Here is a 24,316-nt window from a genome sequence, read left to right on the forward strand (position 1 = left end):
GTCTTTATGAAGCACGCAGCGCTAACCAGCTAGATACATTTCTTGTAGGAGCTACCGGTGGAACATCCAGTTGTCGGGGTTAATGCGACTGACGAGCCGCAGGGCAACAGCAGGGTTTTGTTTATATCGACCATGGCGTTTTCGCTCGGTTTTGCGATTTGGGGAATGTTTTCGGCGCTCGCCCCGTTTCTGATTGAGTGGTACCATTTCACGAGCACCCAGGTGCTGGTATTGGCAGCGATGGAACCGCTTTTCGCGGCAGCCATCAGCATCCCGCTTGGGATCTGGACTGATAAGTACGGCGGCCGAACAGTTTTTACGATTTTGCTGGTTTGCCTTTCCGTGGTTCTGATTTGCGGAACCTTTGCCGAGGGCTATTACTCATTCCTGTTTCTGGGTTCGATGCTCGGACTGGGAGGCGCGACGTTCGTGGTCGGTAACGCTCACGTCTCGTGCTGGTATCCCAAATCGAGGCAGGGGATGGCCCTGGGCCTCTTCGCTCTGGGCAACATCGGGATTACCATCGGGATGGTGGCGGTCACGTTCATAATTACCAGCGTCGTGGACGCGAACGATCCTGAGGGATGGCGTATCATATTCCCGATCTTCGCCATTCCTACGCTGTTAATGGCGGCGATCTACATGTTTTTTACGTCCGATCCGCCGAATCGAAAGCTCAAAAACACGTCGATGCGTGAGATCTTCGCGGTATACCGCTCGGGCGTGATCGTCTGGCTGGTGCCTGGTCTTTACTGGGTGGCTTTTGGCACCCTGGTTTTCTTCGCGTCGATGATGCCGACTTATCTGGTCGACTATTGGCATGTGGACGCGACCAGCGCGGTCGCGTTTTATACCCCGCTGCTTGTGGTCTGCATTGCCATTACCCGGCCACTTGGTGGCTGGCTCGCTGATCGGTACGATGTTCTGTCAATTCTGAGCTGGATGTTCGGTGTTATGTCCGTTCTGGCCGTGCTGATGGCCTTGCAGATATCATTGAGCGCCGAGTTATTCGCGTTCTATGGGCTTGCGTTGCTGTCCGGCGCCGCCGCGGCGGCGGTCATCAAGCTCATCCCGATCTACTTCGAGCACGTCGGCGCAGTCAGCGGCTTGGCGAAAGCCGCCGGCGCGGCCTGCGGCTTCACGATGACTGCGATTCTGGCCGCCAGCAACTTTCTTCTGGGCAGCTACACTTTGGGTTTCGTCGTCTGGGCACTGATGAACATCGCTGCGTTCTACGTCTCGTTCTCGCGAGTCGGCTTCAGGGATGCGAAACCGCTCCACGGAACGATTGCAGTCGCTCCCGCACATTGAAGCCGTCCATTAGGATTGCCTCGAATTTGATGTCGGTCTATTCAAGCATCGCTACCGCCCCGGCGACGGGGTGGTAGCGCCGCAGCGGTGCTTAAGCTCAAGGTCAATAAAATCTAGTGCAGCCGTTCGACAAATCGAAACGTCGCTTTCGGCTTCGCATGCGCGGTGCCCGCCGCCTTTCACCGGCTTATTTCGCGTTGGTCATGGCCACCGGGATCGTCTCCATCGCCTCGGAGAAAGCTGGATTCCATTGGATCGCCGTTGCTCTCCTGTGGCTGAACGCGACCCAGTTTGTGGTGCTCTGGGTTCTCACGTCGTGGCGACTCGTGCGCTACCGTCGGGCACTGATTGCCGATTTGACGGACCATCGATCGGCGCCAGGATTCCTCTCCGCAGTGGCCGCTACCGGCGTAATGGCAAATCAGCTGGTACTCGCTGGCGCCGTGGACGTTGCCATGGGACTCTGGATTTTTGGCATTTTCCTCTGGATCACCCTGACTTATACGATTTTCGCTAACCTGACGATCATGGAATCCAAGCCCACGATCGATCAGGGGATCACCGGAGCTTGGTTGCTCGCGGTTGTCTCGACCCAAGCAATCTCGCTCCTCAGCGCGCTCCTCGCGCGCCATATCAGTCAGCCTCTCCGTCTGGATGTCAATTTCCTCGCCCTGTCGATGTTGCTGTGGGGCGGCATGATGTACATCTCGATCATCTCACTGATTTTCTATCGCTACATGTTTTTTAAGTTTTCGCCGGCCGATTTCGTGCCCTCATACTGGATCAACATGGGGGCGATGGCCATTTCGACGCTCGCCGGCTCGGTCTTGATTGAGAATGCCGCGGATGCGTGGTTCCTCGAAGAGTTGCTTCCCTTTCTGAAGGGATTCACGATCTTCTTTTGGGCCGCCGGAACCTGGTGGATCCCGCTGCTTATCATCTTGGTCTTTTGGCGGCATTTCCATCGGAGATTCCCGCTCCGATACGATCCGGCGTATTGGAGCGCTGTCTTTCCGTTGGGTATGTATACGGTCTGTACCTACGAAATGGCCGGCGCCATGAGACTGGAATTCCTGCGCCCGATCGCGGACGTGTTCGTTTACGTTGCGCTGTTGGCGTGGACGGCCGCCTTCATCGGTCTTGTCAAGAAGCTCGGCGGTAATCTGATCTCCGCGCTCAATCCCCGCTAATGACGATGCTTTCATGCGGCTTCCGGCCAAAGGCCAGTTTCGGAATCCGACGCCAACGGCTTGGATGCCCTGAACCTGGAATTTACGACGCAGTTGCCGCTTGGACGGAAATATTTCGATCCGGAAGATGCATGAAGGCGTTCTCGTCCGTGAAGACGTCCCAAGCCGCTGATTTGGAATCCGAAAACGGCATTTCTGTGTAACTGGATTTGCTGGAACGTGGGGGCTTTGGAGCAAGATTCCTTGCAAACTTGATTTGTGCATTCCCTCGCGTCGGACTGCTTTGGGTGATCGAGGGGGCTATGCGACCGCGGGAGCAGGGCGAGACGGGAGAGCAGGATCTTTGGCCGCTCTCGGTTCGATCAAATCATCGACATATGAGGACTCGCTGGTGACGCTCGGCCGCACGGTGAGTTGGGGGCTTCTGGAGGAGCAGTTCGGCGAGACCTACACCGGAGAGGCCGGCCACCGTTGCCGACCCGCTTGATGGCGGGGCCTGGCGATCTCAAACACACTTATTGATCTGTCCGACGAGGTGCTGTGCGAACGGCAAGTCGAGACACCTGTTACCAATACTTCTGCGGCGAAGAGTTCTTCCAGCAACGGTTGGTGTTTGATCGCCCGTCGCTGACGTGCTGGCGCAACCGAATGGGCGAAGAGTGGTTGCTGCGACGATCCAGGGGAGCCCGTCGGTTGACACCTGGACCAAGGCGATCCTGCCTGTCGGAGTTGCCGCGGGTGATCGTCGACACCACGATGCAGATCAAGAACGTGACGTTCCCCACCGATGCGAAGCTTTTGAACCGGGCGCGCGAGAACTGGGGTGGCTGACGCTCCGCCATCGGGTGGTTTTGCGCGAGCCTTATGCGATGGTGGGCAAGCTCACCCTGTGATCGAGCATCACGCCATGCCCATGTTCAGGCATTCAAGCGTGCCAGCCGGAGGCTCAAAAAGCTTGCGCACCTTTTCTCGGTCGCGTGGTTCGCGACGTCGCCCGCAAGATCGAGGGAAACCTGCGCGGGATGGCCAAGACGGTATGGGTTGGCCTGTGGGCATCATAAAACTCAGAAAATATGAGCTGCAGCCCTTTCCAAAGCAAACCTGTGTTGGTACATACGCTTCGCGCTGCGGGCGTTTGCCCGGGTCGCCTTCTCAGGATCCTAAGGACGGAATTAATCGGTGCTTTGAGTGCCGATGAAGCACCATCCGACATGGATTTTCGAAGGCGCGCAGAAGCTTAGCGCGGGGTGGAGCAGCCCGGTAGCTCGTCAGGCTCATAACCTGAAGGTCGCAGGTTCAAATCCTGCCCCCGCAACCATCTCAACTTACGATTGGCCCGCCCTTGTGGCGGGCCTTTTGCTGCTTTTGATCGATAAGCAAAGGATTTCGACCAAATCGCTGCGTGTTTCGCGGGATCGTGAGCACCGATTTCAGATGATCGTGAGCAGGGATTTCGCGGGATCGTGAGCAGCGATTTCAGGCGATCGTGAGCACCCCTTTCGCGGGTGCCTGACGCTTCGGCCGACAAACTCAACCGGGTTACGGGTTCCTCATTCAACCGATGAGGAAGCCCGATGCCTACCGAGAGATTGTCGATGCGCCGGATCAGAGAAGTTTTACGTTTGAGGCACCAAGGGTTGACCGAGCGGGTCATCGCGCGGACCTTGGGGGTGAGTAATGGCGTGGTCCATGGCTACGTGCGGCGAGCGCGCCTGGCGGGGCTCGCCTGGCCACTTCCGGAAGGAATGGACGACGATGGCTTGGAACTGTTGCTATTCCCGGCACCGGCGTCAGCGTCGCAAAGCGACCGGCGCCCGATACCGGACTGGGCTTTTGTCGAGAAGGAGCTTCGCCGCCGCAGCGTGACGCGCCTGCTGCTCTGGGAAGAGTATCGCGCCGCCAATCCGGACGGCTTTGGCTACACCTGGTTTTGCACGACCTTCGAGGCCTGGAAGAACCGCGTGCGCCCGTCGATGCGCCAGACCCACATCGGCGGGGAGAAGGTGTTCGTTGATTTTGCCGGCGACACCATCGACGTCGTCGATCCGATCACCGGCGAAGCGCACGCCATGAAGCTGTTCGTCGCGGCGATGGGAGCCTCGAACTACACCTACGCCGAGGCTTGCCCAAGCGAGAGCCTGTCCGACTGGATCGGCGTGCATACCAACCTGTTCAGGTATCTCGGCGGCGTGCCGAAGTTCGTGGTCTGCGATAATCTCAAGGCCGCCGTGACCAACCCCGATCGCTACGATCCCGGGATCAACCGAACCTATGCCGAGATGGCCGGTCATTACGGCACCGCGATCCTTGCGGCGAGGCCGAGACGACCGAAGGACAAGGCCAAGGTCGAGGTCGCCGTCCAGATCGCACAGCGCTGGATTTTGGCGCGCCTGCGCAATCAACGGTTCTTTTCCCTGGCAGAGCTGAATGCTGCGATTCGTACCCTGGTTGTCGAGCTCAACGCCCGGCAGATGCGCGGATTCGGCACCAGCCGTGCCGAACTGTTTGCCGAGGTCGACCGTCCCAAGCTGGGGGAGTTGCCGGAGCAGCCCTATGTCTTTGCGCGCTGGAAGCGTTGCCGCGTCGCCCCCGATTATCACGTCGAGGTCGATGGCCATTGGTATTCCACGCCGTATCGCCTGATCCGTGAACTCGTCGATGTTCGCATCACCGACAAGACGGTCGAGATCTTCCACAAGGGCCAGAGGATTGCCAGCCACCCGCGTGCGCCGAACCGGCGCGGCCACACCACAATTGCCGACCACATGCCGAGCGCGCATCGCCGCTACGGCAAGTGGACGCCGGGAGGGCTGATCGCCGCCGGCGAGAAGATCGGCCCATCGACCGCGGCGTTTTTCCAGGCCGTCATCGCGGCCCGGCCGCATCCAGAACAAGGCTTTCGCACCTGCCTCGGCATCCTGGCGCTGACCAGGAGCTACGACGATGCCCGCATCGACGCCGCCTGCCGGCGCGGCATCCTGATCAAGGCGCATTCCGTCGCCTCGATCCGTTCGATCCTCAAGAACGGACTGGATCGCGCATTCCTCGACGAGGCAACCGACGACCACCCCCTGCGCCACGGCAACATCCGCGGTCAGGACTATTTCCACTGAACCCTGGAGATCCCTATGCTGACACATCCTACCCACGAACGGCTGATCACGCTCGGCTTGACCGGCATGGCCAAGGCCATGGAGGAACAACGACGATCACCCGATCTCAACGCGCTGTCGTTCGAGGAGCGCGTCGGCTTGCTGGTTGATCGCGAGGCCGCAGAGCGCGACACCAAACGTCTCACCACCCGCCTCAAATTCGCAGCCCTTCGGCAAAACGCATGCGTGGAAGATATCGACCTGCGCACGCCGCGCGGCATCGATCGCGCTGTGTTCGCCAAATTGATCGCCGGCGATTGGATCGCCCGTCATCAGAACCTGCTGATCACCGGGGCAACCGGGCTCGGCAAAAGTTGGATTGCCTGTGCACTTGGCCACAAGGCCTGTCGCGACAATCGATCGGTCCAATACCATCGCGTGCCCCGCCTGTTCGAGGCGCTCGCGCTGGCCCGCGGCGACGGCCGCTATGGCCGCCTGCTCAAAACCATCAGCCGCGTGCAGCTGCTGGTACTCGACGATTGGGGCCTGTCGGTGCTCAACCCGTCAGAGCGACGCGACCTTCTCGAGATCCTCGATGATCGCCACGGTCGCGCCTCCACCGTCGTCACCAGCCAGGTCCCGGTCGATCAATGGCACGCCGTCATCGGCGACCCAACATTGGGCGACGCCATCCTGGACCGCCTCGTTCACAACGCCCACCGCCTCCAACTCAGCGGAGAAAGCATGCGAAAACAGAACGCGCGAAACAGAACGCTTGACGAAGCCGCGAACCCCTGAACCAATCACCAAGTCGGCCAAAGCGGCTGCTCATGATCGCCTGAAATGTCTGCTCACGATCAAATGAAACGAGCGCTCACCATCGAGTGAAATCGCCGCTCACGATCACCGAAATGCGCACAAATCGCCGCGGACACCAATCTGAAGCTCACCATTCTCGGGCGTGGGGGTGATTTCATTCACCAGTGACCGGGTCAGGTCGGCTAAGACCATCCGCTTTTCTTCTGAATCCTCCCGAAGCGTCGCATAGAGCTCGTCGACCTGGACATAATGATGTGTCATGTTCGGATGCAGGAGGATGGCGGTTCCTCCACTTCTTGCAGGAAAGCTTTCGCTTCCTTCGCGCGAGCCTCAAGCTCCTTCATTCGGGTGAGGGCGTCGTCGTTGTCCGACGGCAGGAGGAGCTTCATTAGCTTGTCCAGCTCCCGTCGATTCGCTTCATCTCGGCCCCGGCCGTGTCGACGTCTATTATCCCGGCGAAGTTGCCGAAGGCCGGCTACGGCGCTTCGACAAGTTCTGTTTGCCGTCCGCGCCGATGAGACAAATTGAGGGATGGCGCGTGCTGGCGCCGAGTTCCCTTCAGTACTTATTCCGCCCGCGCTTTGCCCGGTCATGGAAAACGCCGATCGCGATGATGACCGCCTACCAAGCTGTCAAGCCGCATCCGGCCGTCGGTGACATTCCCTCAAACTATCTGTTAGCCCGCTCGATAACGGCCATTAGTTCTGTGATCTTGCGGCGCTGATCGGCCTTGTCGCCGCTTGTGATCGCGTGCTCGACGCAATGCGCCACGTGATCCTTCAGCACTTCCTCCTCGACGCGCCGCAGCGCGGCGCGAACTGCCGAGATCTGCGTCACGATGTCGATGCAATAGCGGTCTTCGTTCACCATTCGGGACAGGCCGCGCACCTGGCCTTCGATCCGATTGAGGCGCTTCCGGCAGGATGTCTTGATACTCTCGCGCATCCGGTCTATATACCCCACCAGGGTATATACTGCAAGGCCGATTGCGGAGATCCGGATGAGCACAGCGGGGCAGACAGAGTCCAAAAATGGAAATGGCTGCGGCTGCGCAGCCGAGAAGCAGGCCGCATCATCCGTCAGCGCATCAAGCGGATCGGGCTGCTGCGGCGGGGAAGCTGCGACGGCACATGCCCCCGGCGCGCACGCACATCATCACGATCATCACGCTGACACGAATGATGGAAAGGTTCTCGATCCCGTCTGCGGCATGACCGTCGATCCGCAAACCAGCAAGCATCGCTTCGATCATCACGGCACCACCTATCATTTCTGCTCTGCCGGCTGCCGAACCAAATTCGCCGCCGCGCCGCAGTCGTATCTCGACAAGTCCAGGGCGCCGCCGGCGGATGTGCCCGAAGGCACCATCTACACTTGTCCGATGCATCCGGACGTCCGCCAGGTCGGCCCCGGCGCATGTCCGATCTGCGGCATGGCGCTGGAGCCTGAGCTGGTGTCGCTGGACGACGCGCCCAATCCTGAACTCGCAGATATGTCGCGCCGGTTCTGGATCGGATTGATCCTCGCTTTGCCTGTGGTCGCGCTGGACATGGGCGGGCATATTGCCGGAACGCATGGCTGGGTTGGACAAACGCTGTCGAACTGGATCCAGCTCGCGTTTGCTACGCCGGTGGTGATCTGGGCCGGCTGGCCGTTCTTCGTGCGCGGCTGGCAGTCGCTGATGACCCGCAACCTCAACATGTTCACGCTGATCGCGATGGGCACCGGCGTCGCTTATATCTACAGCCTTGCCGCCACCTTTGCGCCCACGATGTTTCCGCTGGCCTTTCGCGGACACGACGGTGCGGTCGCGGTTTATTTCGAGGCGGCGGCGGTCATCACGATCCTGGTGCTGTTCGGGCAGGTGCTTGAGCTGCGCGCGCGCGAGGCGACTTCGGGCGCGATCAAGGCGCTGCTCGATCTCGCGCCGAAGACCGCGCGCCGTGTCGATCTGTCAGGCGCGGACCACGACGTGGCGCTCGATGACGTGGCCGTCGGCGACCGGCTCCGGGTTCGTCCCGGCGAGAAGGTGCCGGTGGACGGCGTCATCGCCGAGGGCAGATCGTCGCTCGATGAATCCATGGTGACCGGTGAATCCATGCCGGTCAGCAAAGAGGCGGGCGCCAGCGTGATCGCCGGCACCATCAACCGCTCCGGCAGCTTCGTCATGCAGGCCGAAAAGGTTGGCCGCGATACGCTCTTGTCCCGGATCGTGCAGATGGTCGCGCAGGCGCAGCGGTCCCGCGCGCCGATCCAGCGTCTGGCCGATCGGGTGGCCGGCTGGTTCGTGCCCGCCGTGATCGCTGCGGCCGTTGTGGCATTCGCGGTCTGGGCCTTCGTCGGACCTGAGCCGCGTCTGGCCTTCGGCCTGGTTGCAGCAGTGAGCGTGCTGATTATCGCCTGTCCGTGCGCGCTCGGACTCGCCACGCCGATGTCGATCATGGTGGGAGTTGGACGCGGTGCGCAGGCCGGCGTTTTGATCAGGAACGCCGAAGCGCTTGAGCGCATGGAGAAGGTCGACACGCTGGTGGTCGACAAGACCGGCACCTTGACCGAAGGCAGGCCGAGGCTCGTCGCCATCGAGGCGGCGGAAGGTTTTCAGAAAGACGACCTGCTGCGGCTTGCCGCAAGCGTCGAGCGATCCAGCGAACATCCGCTGGCGGAGGCTATCGTGGCCGCCGCAAGGCAACGCGATCTGCCGTTGGGCGAGGTGCAGGAGTTCGATGCACCGGCCGGCAAGGGCGTGATCGGAAAGGTCGAGGGCAGGACGGTGCTGATCGGCTCGGCCGCGTTTCTTGAATCCGGGCACGTTGCCGTTCACGGCATGGCCCCTCGGGCCGAACAACTGCGCGCCGACGGCGCCACCGTCATCAACATCGCACTCGACGGCAAGCTGGCCGGTCTGCTCGCGGTCGCCGATCCCGTGAAGCCGTCGACATCGGAGGCCCTGAAAGCGCTGGCGGGCGAGGGCATCAAGGTCATCATGCTGACCGGCGACAATCGCACCACCGCCAACGCGGTTGCAAAGCAGCTTGGCATCGCCGATGTCGAGGCGGATGTTCTGCCCGAGCAGAAGAGCGCCGTCGTCACCCGACTTCAGACTGAGGGGCATGTCGTGGCGATGGCCGGAGACGGCATCAATGATGCGCCGGCGCTCGCCTCCGCCGATGTCGGTATCGCCATGGGCACCGGGACCGACATCGCCATGGAGAGCGCCGGGGTGACGCTGCTCAAGGGCGATCTCATGGGGATCGTTCGCGCCCGCCGTCTCTCCGAGGCGACAATGGGCAACATCCGGCAGAACCTGTTCTTCGCCTTCATCTACAATGCCGCCGGGATCCCGATAGCGGCCGGAGTTCTCTATCCGATCTTCGGCCTGTTGCTGTCCCCGATCGTGGCGGCGGCGGCGATGGCGCTGTCATCGGTGAGCGTCGTCGGCAACGCGCTGCGGCTGCGCGCTGCGAGGCTTTGAGGGCGGTGCCGGTCGCTCCTGTTCGTCAGCGGCGGGAACGTGTCCACATTTCTCCGCTGCACAGTACACCGACGCAGCCTTCGACGCGCAGAGCGCCGGGTCCCGCGACGGAGATGTTGCTGGCATAGGTGTTGCCGTCATCGGCGTTGTAGATCCTGCCGGACCATTTGTTCGGGCCGCTTTGCGACATGCCATGGAACAGCGGCAACCCGATTACCGGTCGCCTAGCCAGCGCCGGGTTGCGATTCTTGTCGTCGACGGCCGGCCTTCCCGTCGCGGGATCGATCGGGCTGCGCAACCAGACCACAACGCCGCAAATTCCGCCGCGGCATCTGCTGACACGGACTTTGGCGTCACCGGCTTGTGTCAACCAGATGCCGGTGGGGTCGGCCGGTGTCTGTGCGTCGGCGACAGATAACAGGACGGCAAGGATTGCAATCGCAAAACCAGATCGCACGAGCATGACAACCTCCGGATATATTCCGGTGTGCATAACAAAAAAACCGAGTTGTGCAACGCCCGGCTGTGGCGGCGGCAGGGAACGGTCAGCCGCGCGTCTCATGAATACGCAGCCTGCAAGACTGGATACTCAGCGTTGACCACCCTTATGTTATGGTATGTAACGGCTATTGTAGCATGTACTGGCTGAGAACCCCTGATCGGGGGATCCCGTCAGGCCCCCTTTAATCTCCATAATTCGGACAATAACCCATGACCTTCACGCTTCCGGACCTTCCTTATGCCCATGACGCGCTAGCGCCCTATATGTCCAAGGAAACCTTGGAATATCATCACGATAAGCATCATCAGGCTTATGTGACCAACGGCAATAACGCGCTCAAGGGGACCGAGTACGAGGGAAAATCGCTTGAGGACATCGTCAAGAGTTCGCACGGCAAGAACCCATCAGTCTTCAACAACGCAGGTCAGCACTACAACCATCTGCATTTCTGGAAATGGATGAAGCCAAAGGGCGGCGGCAACAAACTGCCCGGCCGTCTGGAGAAGAAGATCAACGAGGATTTGGGTGGTCTGGACAAATTCAAGACCGATTTCGCCGCGGCCGGCGCCGGACAGTTCGGTTCGGGTTGGGCGTGGCTGCAAGTGAAGAATGGTAAGCTCCAGGTGTCCAAGACGGCGAACGCCGAAAATCCGCTGGTTCAAGGCGCGATTCCGATTCTCGGCTGCGATGTCTGGGAGCACTCCTATTACATCGACTACCGCAATCGTCGCCCCGATTATCTCAAGGCGTTCCTCGATAATCTGGTGAACTGGGACTACGTCGACGAACTGTTCTCCAAGGCCAGCTGACAACCGCGCGGGCGAATCCCGGTGTGAGAACTCAAAAAGGCGGCGCGGCGGTGCCGCCTTTTTTAATCGGCCCTGAAAGCGTGGCGGCGGCGCTTCGCCTTGCCGCGAAGAGCGGGATAAGGAAAAGTGCGTGGCGGTTTTCCGCCCGCATTCCGCTCTAAATATTGGTATCGATCACGTTTATGATTTTGGATCGATTCGATCCAAAATCATCGTGATCTGGTGATTTTCGGCAAAACGACGCTATTGCCGATGCGTCGCCTCGATGGCGGGGACAAACGATGAATTACCTCCTGGTTTTTGTCGGCGGCGGCCTCGGCGCGACCGTGCGCCACGCGGTCAACGTGTTGTGTGCCCGCGCTTTCGGCACGCATTTTCCGTTCGGCACGTTTCTCATCAATGTTTCGGGCTCGGTCGTGATGGGCCTGATTGCCGGCTATCTTGCATTCAGGGGCAGCGTCGCGCAGCCGTGGCGGCTGTTCGTCATGACCGGTGTTCTCGGCGGCTACACCACCTTCTCGACATTCTCGCTCGATACCGCGCTGCTGTACCAGCGCGGCGAGATCGGTCTCGCGGCCCTCTACGCGGCCGGATCGGTCGTTCTGGCGGTCGCAGGCCTGTTTGCCGGTCTCGCGCTGGTCCGCCATCTGACCTGAGGCGGGGGTTGTTGAACGCGCCTCGGGTCGCGAAGCCGGGTTGTCCGCTGGACACCTGTGATGTTATAATATAACGGTTGTAGGCCGGATTTCGACGGTTTGACTCCTTAATCTCGTTCCGGGGTCGGAAAGCGTATTCAAGTGCTCCATTCTCACGATCGCGACCATGGTCAGGCCCATGGGCATGGACACATCCATGGATCGGCGTCGCCGCATCCGCCCCAGGCGGTGCCGTGGTCGATCCTGCGGATGGCGCTGGTTGCACGGCTCGGGACTGCGCTTGCGGCCAGCGCCGGGCTTTGGGCCGCCGTGCTGCTGGCGATGCGGTGAGATGGCAGCGCAACTGCAATTCCGCGACGTCACCCTCGGCTATGACCGGCATCCGGCTGTGCATCATCTGAGCGGTGAGATCGCGTCCGGTGCCCTGCTGGCGGTGGTCGGCCCGAACGGCGCGGGCAAGTCGACGCTGTTTCGCGGCATCGTCGGCATCCTGAAGCCGCTGGCCGGATCGATCGCCTGCGGTGACCTCGACGTCCGCGACATCGCCTATTTGCCGCAGAGCGCGGAGATCGACCGCAGCTTTCCGATTTCGGTGTTCGATTTCACCGGCTCCGGGTTGTGGCGCGCCACCGGTGCGTTCGGCGGACTCGGCAGGCGCGAGCGTCGGCGGGTTGTTGAAGCTCTCGCGGCCGTCGGCCTCAACGGGTTCGAAAACCGTCCCATCGGCACGCTGTCGGGCGGGCAGATGCAGCGGATGCTGTTCGCACGGGTGCTGTTGCAGGATGCCGGCGTGATCGTGCTCGACGAGCCGTTCAACGCTATCGACGCCAAGACGTCGGCCGATCTGCTCGCTTTGGTGCGGCGATGGCATGAGGAGCAGCGCACTGTGCTCGCGGCGCTGCACGACATGGATCTGGTGCGCACGAATTTTCCCGAGACGCTGCTGCTCGCGCGCGGCGCGGTGGCATGGGGGCCGACGGCGCAGGTGCTGACGACCGACAACCTGTCGCGGGCCCGGCAGATGTGCGAAGCCTTCGACGATGGGGCGGCCGCCTGCGCGGCGCCTGTGCTGCCGCCGCGCGCGGCTTGAGGCATTCATGGCCTACGACTTTCTGGTCGCTCCCTTCGCCGATTTCGAATTCATGCGCCGTGCGCTGGCGGCGGCGATTGCGCTCGCGCTCGGCGCCGCGCCGATCGGCGTGTTTTTGATGCTGCGGCGGATGAGTCTGGTCGGCGATGCGATGGCGCACGCGATCCTGCCGGGTGCGGCCGTGGGTTTCCTGCTGTCGGGCCTCAATCTGTTTGCGATGACCGTCGGCGGGTTGATCGCGGGATTCGCAGTTGCGATTCTGGCGGGGGTGGTGTCGCGCGTCACCGAATTGAAAGAGGATTCCTCGCTGGCGACCTTCTATCTGGCGTCGCTGGCGCTAGGCGTCACCATAGTGTCGGTCAAGGGCACCAACATCGATCTGCTGCATGTGCTGTTCGGCAACATCCTTGCGATGGACAACCAGACGCTGCTGGTGATCGCGGTCAATGCCACCATGACGCTTGTGGTGCTCGCGGTGATCTATCGCCCGTTGGTGATCGAGTGCGTCGATCCGTTGTTTCTGCGCACGGTGAGCCGCGCCGGGGCGCCGGCGCATCTGGCGTTTCTGGCACTGATCGTCGTCAATCTGGTCAATGGCTTTCATGCTCTCGGCACCTTGCTTGCGGTCGGGCTGATGGTGCTGCCGGCGGCAATCGCGCGATTCTGGTCGCGCGACATCACCGGCATGATGGTGATCGCCGTGGTCAGCGCGATGCTGTCCGGCTACGCCGGACTGGTGCTGTCGTTTCACAGCAAGGTGCCGTCCGGTCCGGCGATCATCCTGGTGGCCTCAGTGCTCTATGTGGTGTCGGTGCTGTTTGGAAGCGTCGGCGGGATGCTTCGGCGGTTCTTCCCCGCACCCCATCTCGAAGCGTGACGATGAACGCCATGGTGCGGTCTCGCGTTCTCGGATTCTGGTTGATCGCGATGGTGCTGGCGGCATTGGCTCCCGCCCGCGCCCAAAGTCACAACGATGACCGCATCGACGTCGTTGCGAGCTTCTCGATCCTCGGCGATTTCGCGCGGGCCGTCGGCGGCGCGCGGGCCGATGTCACAACGCTGGTCGGGACCGACGGCGACGTGCATGTGTTCACCCCGGCGCCGGCAGACGCCAGGAAGGTCGCGGCCGCGAAACTGGTCATTGTCAACGGCCTCGGCCTCGAAGGCTGGCTGCCGCGGCTGGTGCAGGCCTCGGGCGGCAATGCGACGATCGTGGTTGCGACCACCGGCGTTCCGTCGCGCGGGATCGTTGCCGGTGAAACGTCCGGCACGCGCCACGGCGATGGTTCGGCCGATCCCCATGCCTGGCAGTCCGTCGTCAATGCCAAAATCTATGTCGCCAATATTCGCGACGGGCTGATCGCGGCCGACCCCGCCGGCGAGGCGGTCTATCGGGCCAACGCGGCGGCCTATCTGGCGAAACTGGATGCGCTGGATCGCGAGGTTCGTGAGGCGGTGGCCCGGATTCCACTTGCGCGCCGCAAGGTGATCTCGACCCATAATGCCTTTAGCTATTTCGAGGCGGCCTACGGGATCGCCTTCATCGCCCCGCAGGGGGTCTCGACCGACAGCGAGCCGAGCGCACGCGACATCGCTGCGACCATCACGCAGATCAGAACCGCAAAAATCCCGGCCATTTTTCTGGAAAATCTCAGCGATCCGCGGCTGATCCGCCAAATCGCCGCCGAATCCGGGGCGCGGATCGGCGGGACCCTGTATTCCGACAGTTTGAGTGACGAAAAGGGCGATGCCCCCACTTACATTGACATGGTCAGGCATAATATAAAGGCGCTGACGAGCGCGCTGGCGGAATAGTCGGGCGGCGCCTTCTTTTGCCTTTTCCCCTAGGAGAGGGTCGGTCGCGAAGCGGCCAGGGCGGTCGCTGAATGAATGTCTGCGCGCGCTATTGACCCCCCCAACCTCTCCCTGCAAAGGGAGGGGAGCAGCCCCGAGTTCAGCTGATGTCCGATGTAAACGCTCCCGCCTCGACGAAAATCCCCGTAACCGTGCTGACCGGCTATCTCGGCGCCGGCAAGACCACGCTCTTGAATCGTATCCTGTCCGAAAATCACGGCAAGAAATACGCCGTGATCGTCAACGAATTCGGCGAAGTCGGCATCGACAACGACCTGATCATCGGCGCCGACGAGGAAGTGTTCGAAATGAACAACGGCTGCGTCTGCTGCACGGTGCGCGGCGACCTCGTGCGCATTCTCGAAGGACTGATGAAGCGCAAGGGCAAGTTCGACGCCATCATCGTGGAGACCACGGGCCTCGCCGATCCGGCGCCGGTGGCGCAGACCTTCTTCGTCGACGAGGACGTGCAGAAAAATGCGCGGCTCGATGCCGTGGTGGCGGTGGCCGACGCCAAGTGGCTGAGCGAGCGGCTGAAGGATGCGCCCGAGGCCAAAAACCAGATCGCCTTCGCCGACGTCATCGTTTTGAACAAGACCGACCTGGTATCGAAGCCGGAACTGGCCGAGGTGGAAGCGCGGATTCGCGGCATCAATCCCTATGCCAAGCTGCATCGCACCGAGCGCTGCCAGGTGGCGCTATCGGATGTTCTGGAACGCGGCGCGTTCGACCTCGACCGTATCCTCGAACTCGAGCCGGATTTCCTCAAGGATGACGGTCACGATCATCATCACGACCACGATCATCACGACCACGATCACGACGACCATAATCATGGGCATGATCACGGGTTGAAGCATTATCACGACGAGGACATGCAGTCGCTGTCGCTGCATTCGGACAAGCCGCTCGATCAGGACAAGTTCATGCCGTGGCTACAGGAGCTTCTGGCGGCGGAGGGGCAGAAGATCCTGCGCTCGAAGGGTATTATGGCGTTCAGCGGCGATGACGATCGCTACGTCTTCCAAGGCGTCCACATGATGCTGGAGGGCAGCCGCCAGCGCGAATGGAAGCCGGACGAGAAGCGCCAAAGCCGTCTCGTCTTCATTGGCCGTGAATTGCCGGAAGCGCTGATCCGCGATGGCTTCCAGAACTGCATCGCCGCGTGATGACCGTATCCAACGCTTCCCAGCAGAATTCCATCGCCTCGGTCGGCGAGCGCGTGCGTCCCGTAGCCATCGGTACGCCCGTCGGAGCCCTGTACTTCATCGGCGATCGCGCCGCATTCGTCGGGGACGAGGAAACGATCACGCTTGTTTCCGGTGACGGCGAGAAAATTGCGGTGACCGTTCATGGCGGCGCGATCCTGTCGTCGGTTTCGGACGGTACGCGGATCGTCACCGGCGGCGACGACGGCAAGGTTGTCGCGCTTGATATGAAGGGCGAGAGGTCGGTTCTTGTGACCGACGAAAAACGCCGCTGGATCGACAACGTCGCGCTCCATCCCGATGGCACGCTTGCATGGTCCGCCGGCAAGACCGCGTTCGTGCGCGGGCTCAAGGGTGAGGACAAGTCGCTCGAAGCGCCATCGAGCGTCGGAGGACTTGCGTTCGCGCCGAAGGGCCTGCGGCTCGCGCTCGCGCACTACAACGGCGTGTCGCTGTGGTTTCCGAACATGACGGCGAAGCCGGAGCGGCTGGAATGGGCCGGTTCGCACCTTGGCGTCGCGTTCAGTCCTGACAGCAGGTTTCTCATCACCACCATGCACGAGTCGGCGCTGCACGGCTGGCGGCTGGCGGATGCGCAGCACATGCAGATGACCGGCTATCCCAGCCGCGTCAAATCCATGTCATGGGGCATGGGTGGAAAATTTCTGGCCACGTCCGGCGCGGACCGGGTGGTGGTATGGCCGTTCGCCAGCAAAGACGGTCCGATGGACAAGGAACCGGCTATGCTGGCGCAGTTGGAGGCGCGCGTCACCGCGGTCGCTTGCCATCCGACGCAGGACTTCCTCGCCGCCGGTTACGACAACGGCACCATCCTGATGGTGCGGCTCACCAACGGCGCCAAGGTTGTCGTCCGCCGCGACGGTGCTGCACCTGTCGCCGCGCTGGCTTGGAATGCGAAGGGCTCGATACTGGCTTTCGCCCTGCAGAACGGCGATGCGGGGCTGGTGGATCTCTAGAGTCTTTCCGCTTCTGGTGGAATCAGAAGCGGGCTCTAAGTTTTTGTTTCGACGCATTTTCTTGACGCGAACCGGTAGCCATCCTCGGGTCAAGCCCGAGGACATGCTCGCTTGAAAACGCTCTAGCTCCGGCGTTGTCCGCAGTCACGCGCGAAGTCATCAAGCAGCGTGTTGAAGGTTTCCGCCTGCTCCCACTGCGGGATATGCCCGGCGCCAGAGATGCTCTGGACGGCGCCGCGCCACAGCGTCGGCATCGCCAGCGTCTTGACGTAATCGCCGTTGATGAGTTGCTCCTCTGCGCCGTGCAGCACCGCGAGCGGCCGGGTCAGGCCGGCGATAACCGCGACCTCGTCGCGAAAGCCGCCCGGCGTGATGCTTGCGCCGAGATTCTTGCGAGCGTGGCCGTCCGTTCGCAGCACGTCGTCGATCATGAAAGCCGGCAGATCGGCGACGCCGGGTCTGAAGGCCGCGGCGACATAGCCCCGCGCCTGCTTTTCGGAAAGCTCGCGCGAAAAGGTGCAGGCCATCGCCGGATGCATCAGGAATGCCTGCTTGACCGCGGGCGGAAACCCAAACGGCGGCGTGCCGAAGATCGCAAAACCCCTGGCCTGCGGTAGGTCGGGCGCGGCCTCCAGCACGATATGTCCGCCGAGGCTCCAGCCGACGAAAACCGCATCCGTGGCGTCAAGATGCGCGACGATATCGTGCAGCACGCGTGCATAGCCCGGCAGGGTGTAGGTCGCGGCGGGATCGGCCGCATCGTCGGACTCGCCGTGGCCCGGCAAGTCGAACGCAATCATGCGATGGGTCCGGCCGAGATGTCCATCCAGTTGTCGTGCAAAAGCCTTCGACGACGCCGAGTTGCCATGAACCAGAACGATGGCGCTTCCGGTGCCGGCGGATTGCCGATACGCGATCCGGCCCGCGTCCGTGGTGATGCTTCCGGTCGCCATTCGATCAAACCTCCGGTTGTGATGATGCTGCGGCGGGAAGATGACCTGAAAACGCCGGCTGCGGAAGAGGGCCGCCGCCTCGCGTGTCCCGGATGCGATATGGGTCAGCGTTGCATCGCTGCCCCGTATTTCGCTGAACTCGAAATAGTGTATATCTCGGCGCATCAATTCTCGCCGTCGTGCCCACCTCGACTACCCTTGACATGCACACCATCTACTACATCCGCCACGGCAAGACCGAATGGAACGCCGTTGGCCGCTTCCAGGGCTTGCAGGACATTCCGCTCAACGATCTCGGCCGTACCGAGGCGGTGAAGGCGGGCGATATTCTGCGCGAACTGTTTGCGCGCGAGGGCCGCGACCCCTTTGGATTGGGTTTCGTCACGAGCCCGCTGTCCCGCGCGCGCAAAACCATGGAATTGATGCGCGGCGTGCTGAGTCTGCCGCCGCATGACTATTCGGTCGACGACCGCCTGCGCGAAGTCGGCTACGGACACTGGGAAGGCCTGACCCTGACACAGATGCAGGCCGCCCATCCCGATGTCTTCGCGGCCCGCGAGGTCGACAAATGGAGCGTGGCGCCGCCGGGCGGCGAAAGCTACGCCTCGGCCACTTCGCGGTTGGGCGACTGGTATCGCTCGCTGAAGTCGGGCACCGTCGCCGTGGCGCATAGCGGCACGGCGCGGGCGCTGATGGTCGTGCTCGGCCTTCAGACGCCGCAAGCCGCCGCCAGCCTGCGGATAGAGCAGGGCGCGGTGTATGTGTTCGGCAAGGACGGTCTGGCGAAGCATAGCTGATATGTGTTCCGCATGAAGATCGCCGTCATGCCCGGATCAAGCCTGGACGAACCCGGCGGTGACGAATGTTGCGATTTTCGCAACATGCCGCTACGAGAAGTAGTGATTTCGCTGCTGCGGATTGTTTATGTCCCACAATACCTTCGGCCATCTGTTCCGGGTCACGACCTTTGGCGAGAGCCACGGGGTTGCGATCGGCTGCGTGGTCGACGGCTGCCCGCCGCAGCTGGCCCTGACGGTTGAAGAGATCCAGCGCGATCTCGATCGCCGTCGCCCCGGCCAGTCGCGCTTCACCACGCAGCGGCAGGAGGCCGATCAGGTTAAAATCCTGTCCGGCGTGATGGAAACCGCGAGCGGGCAGGTCACCACCGGCGCGCCGATCGCGCTGCTGATCGAGAACACCGACCAGCGCTCGAAGGATTACTCCGACATCAAGGACAAGTTTCGCCCCGGCCACGCCGACTTCACCTATGAAGCCAAATACGGCCTGCGCGACTATCGCGGCGGTGGCCGCTCCTCGGCGCGCGAGACCGCGACGCGCGTTGCTGCCGGCGCCATAGCGCGAAAGATCGTGCCTGGCGTGACCGTGCGCGGCGCGCTGGTGCAGATGGGGCCGCACAGAATCGACCGCGAGAAATGGGACTGGGACGAGATCGCGAGGAATCCGTTCTTCTGTCCCGACAAGGATAAGGCCGCGTTCTTCGAGAGCTATCTCGACGGCATCCGCAAGAGCGGTTCGTCGATCGGCGCCGTGATCGAGGTGGTGGCCGAAGGGGTGCCCGCGGGACTTGGCGCGCCGATCTATGCCAAGCTCGACGGCGACCTCGCTGCGGCGTTGATGAGCATCAACGCGGTCAAGGGCGTCGAGATCGGCGCCGGCTTCGGCGCTGCGGAATTGTCCGGCGAGGACAATGCCGACGAGATGCGCAGTTCTTCGTCCAATATGGGCAACAACGGCCCTGTGTTTCTGTCCAACCACGCCGGCGGCATTCTCGGCGGCATCTCGACCGGCCAGCCGGTCGTGGCGCGGTTCGCGGTGAAGCCGACCTCGTCGATCCTGTCGCCGCGCAAGACCGTCGATCGCAACGGCGCAGACACCGATATTCTCACCAAGGGTCGCCACGACCCTTGCGTCGGCATCCGCGCGGTGCCGGTGGGCGAGGCCATGGTCGCCTGCGTGCTGGCCGATCATTTCTTGCGTCATCGCGGGCAGGTCGGCCCGCGCTGAGGTTTCTCGCGGCTAGCTAGAAGCGGGGCTCTATGATTTTGATTTGACGCGTTTTCTTTGCGCGAACCGGTATCCATCCTCGGGTCAAGCCCAAGGACATGCTTCGCTCGAAAACGCTATATTCTGTGTGAAGTCCTTTATGTTGGCATTGAGGTAGATCCCCATGGCGGCGAGGAGAAGCCTCTTCACCGCCTCTACTGACATTCCGCTCGGCCATTTGGCCGAAGTCGCTGCCGGAACATCGATAAAAACGACAGAGACCGGGGAAACGTTGGGACCGGGCGCCTGGTCACTGACGACGATATTGTGCTTGGTGCCGGTTTTTGTCGGCTTGGTGGGAGGTGCATTCGGTGGGATCACATTGAGATGATACTGTGCCGTGGCGGTCACGCCGGTCAGATCATAGTTCTTGCCGCCGAAGATGAACGTGCCCGAGCTTGCAGGCACCAGCACATTGACATTTTCTCCGTCCGCACCGGTGGTCAGTTGCCAGGCAGCGAAATTGCCAGAAAGGGAAGTGCCATCGCCAAGCGGGTTACTGGCCGAACCGCGACGAATTGCTGGAGCTGGCGTTGTAGCTCATGTGGATTCCAGCTTTCAGATCGCAGTCCCCGGACAGCGATGTATCGAGAGTCCCACCGACAAGCGTCAGGTCGAAAGAGTTGATCTTCGGATGGTAGGTGATGGCACCCTTCTTGACCGACCCGGCTCCGAACGATCGGTGTGCCTTGATCTCGCGTCCGGTCCAGTAGAAATTCGACTTTCCCGCGTGTGGATAGGCCCTCTCCAGAACCGGAATGATGACATTCTCCATGAATAAAGATTCGGAGATGAACAGTCCGGCATTGTTCGATCCAGAGACGATCTGGTCATCGATGGTTCGCTGTAACCTGGACACGTCGCGGTCGGTGGTCACCGCCAGAATGCCCAGATAGTTGCTGCCGTCGTTCTTGTGCATGAACGCGTAGTCGGCCTTGACCGGCGCAAGCCAGGAATCCGTTGCCGGCCTGGCAAAGTTGACCGTCGCCAGAACGAAAGTGATTTGCGGGGCGACGCTCACCAGAAACTGCGGCAGAAGGGCAAACACCAGCGCATGCTGCGCGGGGCTCAGATGCTTGCCCGGATCGAGCAGATTAACCGGTGTCGGCAGGCCGGGGCCGGTCTGCTGGCTGACCCTCTTAATATCTGGCACCAGGTTTTGCGACGTCGGTATTCCGCTCGGCAGCAACTTCCCACGGGTTACCGGCAAATCCCGGACTATCCCGGATAGCGCCATACGAACTTGCGTGCCACACGAACCGGGTGTCCGGAGACAAAATTGAATGCGCGAAAAGCCGAGATTTCCGGTCCATTCTCGCGGTTCTTGGAGAGCTTGGCCGAGAGCACGACTGACTGGCTGGGGCGGGAGGAATCGAACCTCCGCATGGGGGAATCAAAATCCCCTGCCTTACCGCTTGGCTACGCCCCAACGGCCCGGAAGGCGCGGAACGTGGTGTCGCGGATTCCTCGGGCCTCGACGGTCTATAGAGAGAGCCCTGTTTTTTCAACCGGCTAGAGACGCCCGAAGGCGGTTTGGCCCGCTTCAAACCTGCGCCGAGTTGTCCGGTCTGGAATGGTAGCCCGGCCGGAACCGACCTTGAGGCCGGGCGGCATCGCCGCACTTGCCTGAAAGAGTTGAGGGCCGCCCGGTTCGCAGGAAGTGGGCTCATAGTTCATATTTATATGTAAATATGACAGGAGGGACCTACCCTGTCAGACCATTGCTCGCGAGGCACCATGATGACCTATCGCGCACCGATCGGCGACATGCTCCTTGCTCTCAACCATGGCGCCGGGCTGAAGGCCGCGGTCGAGGCCGGCCACTACGGCGACTACGATACCGGGATCACGGCGGCGGTGCTGGAGGAAGCCGGCCGGTTCGCGAGCGAGGTGCTGGCGCCGCTCGACCGTACTGGCGACCAGCACGGCGCCAGGCTGCAGGACGGCCGCGTCACGACCGCGCCGGGCTGGGCCGATGCCTACAGGCGCTGGACGGCGGCGGGCTGGAACGCCGTCTCGGGGCCGGAGGATTTTGGCGGACAGGGATTGCCGCTCGCAATCAACGCCGCCTGCACAGAGATCTGGAGCGCGTCGAATATCGCGTTCGGTCTATGCCCGCTGCTGACGCTCAGCGCGATCGAGGCGCTCGCCGCCCATGGCAGCGACGCGCTGAAGACAATCTATCTCGAAAAGATGGTGTCCGGCGAATGGACCGGCACGATGCAACTGACCGAGCCGCAAGCGGGCTCGGATGTCGGCAGCTTACGCAGCCGGGCCGAACGCGCACCCGACGGCAGCTATCGCATCTTCGGCACCAAGATCTTCATCACCTATGGCGACCACGACATGACCGGCAACATCGTGCATTTCGTGCTCGCGCGCCTGCCCGATGCGCCGGCGGGCACCAGGGGAATTTCCCTGTTCCTGATTTCGAAATTTCTCGTCAACGCGGACGGCTCGCTCGGCGCGCGTAACGACATCCACGCCAGCGGCATCGAGCACAAGCTCGGCATCCACGCCTCGCCGACCTGCACCATGACCATGGGCGACGACGGTGGCGCCGTCGGCTACCTGATCGGCGAGGAAAATCGCGGCATGCAGTGCATGTTCACGATGATGAATCAGGCCCGGCTCGGTGTCGGACTCGAGGGCGTCGGTGTCGCCGAACGCGCCTACCAGCGGGCGCTGGCCTATGCGCGGGAGCGCAAGCAGGGCCGCGCGGTCGGCAAATCCGGCGACGGCATGGACGCCATCATCGTTCATCCCGACGTCAAGCGCATGCTGATGCAGATGCGCGCGCTCACCGCCGCCGCCCGCACCATCAGCTACGCCACGGCCGTCGCGCTCGATGTGGCGGCGCGCGCCACCGATCCTGACGTGCGCGCAGCCGCCGCCGCCCGCGGCGCGCTGCTGACGCCGGTCGCAAAGGCGTTCTCGACCGACATCGGCAACGAGGTCGCTTCTCTCGGTATTCAGGTTCACGGCGGCATGGGCTTTATCGAGGAGACCGGCGCGGCGCAGCATTATCGCGACGCGCGCATCACCTCGATCTATGAGGGCACCAACGGCATTCAGTCGATCGACCTTGTGACGCGGAAACTCGGCGGCGACGGCGGCGCGGCGGTGTGGGCGCTGCTCGACGAACTGTCGAAGACCGTCAAGCGTGTGGAAGCCTCGAACGACCCCGCGTTCGGCACCACGGGCGCGAAACTGCACGACGCGCTCAGGTCGCTCGAACGCGCCAGCAGATGGCTGCTGGAGCGGCTGACGTCGTCGCCGAACGATGCGCTGGCCGGCGCGACCCCGTATCTGCAGCTGTTCGGATCGACGCTCGGCGGATGCAAACTCGCGCAAGAAGCGCTCGCGGCGCGCGATCTCGGCGACGAGTTCGGCGATTGTCGGCGTTTTGTCACGCTGGCACGCTTCTTCGCCGAAAACATCGCGGTGCAGGCACCAGCGCTGGAGCGCACCGTGATCGACGGCGCCGATGCCGTGAACGGCGCCGACGCGGTTTTGCTCTCTTGAATCGCGCACACGGGACAGCGAGTACGTCATGACCGGTCATCTCATCGTCAGTGACGCCGACGCCATCCGCGTCATCACCATGCGGCGCCTTGAGAAGAAGAACGCGATCACCCGGGAGATGTATCGCGCGATGAGCGACGCGATCGACAGCGCGCAAAACGATCCGGCGATCCGCTGCATCGTCATCGCCGGCGGCGCGGGCGTGTTCACGGCGGGCAACGACCTCGACGACTTCCTGAACGACGGCACGTCCGGCGGCGGCGCGCCCCGCGCCTCCGACGCCGTAACGTTCCTTTACTCGCTGGCGCACAATACCAAGCCGCTGGTCGCAGCGGTGGACGGCATCGCCATCGGCATCGGCACCACAATGCTGTTCCACTGCGACCACGTCCTCGCCGGCAGGACGGCGACGTTCTCGACGCCCTTCATTCATCTCGGTCTGGTGCCGGAAGGCGCGTCCAGTCTGCTGGCGCCGCGGACCATGGGGCATCAGCGCGCCTTCGCCATGCTGGTAATGGGCCGCACGCTCAGCGCGGACGAGGCCCGCGAGGCGGGTTTCGTCAATACCGTGGTCGCGCCGGGTCACACCGAGGCCGAGGCCGGAAAAGTCGCCCGCGAGATTTGCACGCTGCCGGCAGAAGCCGTCGCCCTTTCGCGCAAGCTTTTGAAACCGCCGCCGGAGGAGCTGACGCGCCGGATCGACCAGGAAAGTCACCTGTTCGCCGAGCGGCTGCGCTCGGAGGAAGCGATCGCCGCGTTCCAGGCCTTTTTCACGCGCAAGAAGGAATGACAGC

Annotated in this window: 25 protein-coding genes and 2 tRNA genes; 20 read left to right on the plus strand and 7 right to left on the minus strand. The window is 62.2% G+C overall.

Annotated elements, in window-relative coordinates; all coding sequences use genetic code 11:
- Positions 1-57: 57 nt before the first annotated feature.
- The 7 genes from V4R08_RS13625 (at position 58) to istB (ending at position 6,391) form a co-directional block, all read left to right on the plus strand.
- Positions 58-1,311, plus strand: coding sequence for an MFS transporter (locus V4R08_RS13625; protein ID WP_335579844.1), 1,254 nt, complete (start codon positions 58-60; stop codon positions 1,309-1,311).
- Between the two features lie 116 nt (positions 1,312-1,427).
- Positions 1,428-2,501, plus strand: a complete 1,074-nt coding sequence (locus tag V4R08_RS13630) for a tellurite resistance/C4-dicarboxylate transporter family protein (RefSeq protein WP_335579845.1) — start codon at positions 1,428-1,430, stop codon at positions 2,499-2,501.
- A gap of 343 nt (positions 2,502-2,844) precedes the next feature.
- Positions 2,845-2,988 carry a hypothetical protein gene (locus tag V4R08_RS13635; RefSeq protein WP_335579846.1) on the plus strand — a complete coding sequence of 48 codons (144 nt, stop codon included), beginning with the start codon at positions 2,845-2,847 and terminating at the stop codon, positions 2,986-2,988.
- A 206-nt stretch (positions 2,989-3,194) separates the two neighbouring features.
- On the plus strand, positions 3,195-3,332 hold the full coding sequence (locus V4R08_RS13640; protein WP_335579847.1) for a hypothetical protein: 138 nt from the start codon (positions 3,195-3,197) through the stop codon (positions 3,330-3,332).
- 410 nt (positions 3,333-3,742) lie between these two features.
- Positions 3,743-3,819: transfer RNA gene (locus V4R08_RS13645), tRNA-Met, on the plus strand.
- Positions 3,820-4,075: 256 nt separating this feature from the next.
- On the plus strand, positions 4,076-5,614 hold the full coding sequence (gene istA, locus V4R08_RS13650; RefSeq protein WP_335578153.1) for an IS21 family transposase: 1,539 nt from the start codon (positions 4,076-4,078) through the stop codon (positions 5,612-5,614).
- 15 nt (positions 5,615-5,629) lie between these two features.
- Complete coding sequence (istB, locus tag V4R08_RS13655) at positions 5,630-6,391, plus strand: IS21-like element helper ATPase IstB (RefSeq protein WP_335578154.1); 762 nt, start codon at positions 5,630-5,632, stop codon at positions 6,389-6,391.
- Between the two features lie 105 nt (positions 6,392-6,496).
- On the opposite strand, the gene V4R08_RS13660 is transcribed toward istB, so the two are convergent.
- Positions 6,497-6,673, minus strand: a complete 177-nt coding sequence (locus tag V4R08_RS13660; RefSeq protein WP_335579848.1) for a hypothetical protein — start codon at positions 6,671-6,673, stop codon at positions 6,497-6,499.
- A gap of 408 nt (positions 6,674-7,081) precedes the next feature.
- Positions 7,082-7,357, minus strand: a complete 276-nt coding sequence (locus V4R08_RS13665) for a metal-sensitive transcriptional regulator (protein ID WP_335579849.1) — start codon at positions 7,355-7,357, stop codon at positions 7,082-7,084.
- Positions 7,358-7,412: 55 nt separating this feature from the next.
- Here V4R08_RS13665 and V4R08_RS13670 point away from each other — a divergent pair, with 55 nt between their 5' ends.
- On the plus strand, positions 7,413-9,884 hold the full coding sequence (locus tag V4R08_RS13670; RefSeq protein WP_335579850.1) for a heavy metal translocating P-type ATPase: 2,472 nt from the start codon (positions 7,413-7,415) through the stop codon (positions 9,882-9,884).
- A 25-nt stretch (positions 9,885-9,909) separates the two neighbouring features.
- Here the strand turns inward: V4R08_RS13670 and V4R08_RS13675 are convergent, their stop codons facing one another.
- Entirely contained in the window at positions 9,910-10,347 is a 438-nt protein-coding gene (locus tag V4R08_RS13675; RefSeq protein WP_335579851.1) for a DUF2147 domain-containing protein, read from the minus strand.
- 248 nt (positions 10,348-10,595) lie between these two features.
- On the opposite strand from V4R08_RS13675, the gene V4R08_RS13680 reads away from it, so the two are divergent.
- The 8 genes from V4R08_RS13680 to V4R08_RS13715 all read left to right on the plus strand — a co-directional run bounded on the left by V4R08_RS13680 (position 10,596) and on the right by V4R08_RS13715 (position 16,980).
- The gene (locus V4R08_RS13680; RefSeq protein WP_335579852.1) at positions 10,596-11,195 is read left to right on the plus strand and encodes a superoxide dismutase; all 600 of its coding nucleotides are present in this window, start codon (positions 10,596-10,598) and stop codon (positions 11,193-11,195) included.
- Between the two features lie 281 nt (positions 11,196-11,476).
- Complete coding sequence (crcB, locus tag V4R08_RS13685) at positions 11,477-11,851, plus strand: fluoride efflux transporter CrcB (RefSeq protein ID WP_335579853.1); 375 nt, start codon at positions 11,477-11,479, stop codon at positions 11,849-11,851.
- Between the two features lie 141 nt (positions 11,852-11,992).
- A complete protein-coding gene (locus V4R08_RS13690; RefSeq protein WP_335579854.1) occupies positions 11,993-12,181 on the plus strand; it encodes a hypothetical protein in 189 nt (62 codons plus the stop codon).
- A 1-nt stretch (position 12,182) separates the two neighbouring features.
- The gene (locus V4R08_RS13695; protein WP_335579855.1) at positions 12,183-12,941 is read left to right on the plus strand and encodes a metal ABC transporter ATP-binding protein; all 759 of its coding nucleotides are present in this window, start codon (positions 12,183-12,185) and stop codon (positions 12,939-12,941) included.
- Positions 12,942-12,948: 7 nt separating this feature from the next.
- Entirely contained in the window at positions 12,949-13,818 is an 870-nt protein-coding gene (locus V4R08_RS13700) for a metal ABC transporter permease (protein ID WP_335579856.1), read from the plus strand.
- Positions 13,819-13,829: 11 nt separating this feature from the next.
- Entirely contained in the window at positions 13,830-14,756 is a 927-nt protein-coding gene (locus V4R08_RS13705) for a metal ABC transporter substrate-binding protein (RefSeq protein WP_442935665.1), read from the plus strand.
- A gap of 146 nt (positions 14,757-14,902) precedes the next feature.
- Positions 14,903-15,964: a CobW family GTP-binding protein gene (locus V4R08_RS13710; RefSeq protein WP_335579858.1), complete on the plus strand. Its 1,062-nt coding sequence runs from the start codon at positions 14,903-14,905 to the stop codon at positions 15,962-15,964.
- Positions 15,964-16,980, plus strand: a complete 1,017-nt coding sequence (locus tag V4R08_RS13715) for a WD40 repeat domain-containing protein (RefSeq protein ID WP_335579859.1) — start codon at positions 15,964-15,966, stop codon at positions 16,978-16,980. The genes V4R08_RS13710 and V4R08_RS13715 overlap by 1 nt, the downstream gene beginning before the upstream one ends.
- 122 nt (positions 16,981-17,102) lie before the next feature.
- On the opposite strand, the gene V4R08_RS13720 is transcribed toward V4R08_RS13715, so the two are convergent.
- Entirely contained in the window at positions 17,103-18,098 is a 996-nt protein-coding gene (locus tag V4R08_RS13720; protein WP_335579860.1) for an alpha/beta fold hydrolase, read from the minus strand.
- A gap of 38 nt (positions 18,099-18,136) precedes the next feature.
- On the opposite strand from V4R08_RS13720, the gene V4R08_RS13725 reads away from it, so the two are divergent.
- Together V4R08_RS13725 and aroC are read left to right on the plus strand one after the other, a co-directional pair.
- Positions 18,137-18,730, plus strand: a complete 594-nt coding sequence (locus tag V4R08_RS13725) for a histidine phosphatase family protein (RefSeq protein ID WP_335580291.1) — start codon at positions 18,137-18,139, stop codon at positions 18,728-18,730.
- Between the two features lie 127 nt (positions 18,731-18,857).
- Entirely contained in the window at positions 18,858-19,958 is a 1,101-nt protein-coding gene (gene aroC / locus V4R08_RS13730) for a chorismate synthase (RefSeq protein ID WP_335579861.1), read from the plus strand.
- Between the two features lie 84 nt (positions 19,959-20,042).
- Here the strand turns inward: aroC and V4R08_RS13735 are convergent, their stop codons facing one another.
- From V4R08_RS13735 to V4R08_RS13745, 3 genes are all read right to left on the minus strand, one after another.
- The gene (locus V4R08_RS13735; RefSeq protein ID WP_335580292.1) at positions 20,043-20,516 is read right to left on the minus strand and encodes a TULIP family P47-like protein; all 474 of its coding nucleotides are present in this window, start codon (positions 20,514-20,516) and stop codon (positions 20,043-20,045) included.
- The gene (locus tag V4R08_RS13740) at positions 20,494-21,150 is read right to left on the minus strand and encodes a TULIP family P47-like protein (protein ID WP_335579862.1); all 657 of its coding nucleotides are present in this window, start codon (positions 21,148-21,150) and stop codon (positions 20,494-20,496) included. The genes V4R08_RS13735 and V4R08_RS13740 overlap by 23 nt, the downstream gene beginning before the upstream one ends.
- 201 nt (positions 21,151-21,351) lie before the next feature.
- Positions 21,352-21,426 (minus strand) — tRNA-Gln (locus V4R08_RS13745).
- Between the two features lie 311 nt (positions 21,427-21,737).
- Between V4R08_RS13745 and V4R08_RS13750 the strand changes: the two genes are divergently transcribed.
- Both V4R08_RS13750 and V4R08_RS13755 read left to right on the plus strand, forming a co-directional pair.
- Positions 21,738-23,522: an acyl-CoA dehydrogenase family protein gene (locus V4R08_RS13750; protein WP_335579863.1), complete on the plus strand. Its 1,785-nt coding sequence runs from the start codon at positions 21,738-21,740 to the stop codon at positions 23,520-23,522.
- A gap of 28 nt (positions 23,523-23,550) precedes the next feature.
- Positions 23,551-24,312, plus strand: a complete 762-nt coding sequence (locus V4R08_RS13755) for a crotonase/enoyl-CoA hydratase family protein (RefSeq protein ID WP_335579864.1) — start codon at positions 23,551-23,553, stop codon at positions 24,310-24,312.
- The last annotated feature ends 4 nt before the right edge of the window (positions 24,313-24,316 follow it).

Source organism: Nitrobacter sp. NHB1 (assembly GCF_036964665.1).
In the GTDB taxonomy this organism is placed as follows: Bacteria; Pseudomonadota; Alphaproteobacteria; order Rhizobiales; family Xanthobacteraceae; genus Nitrobacter.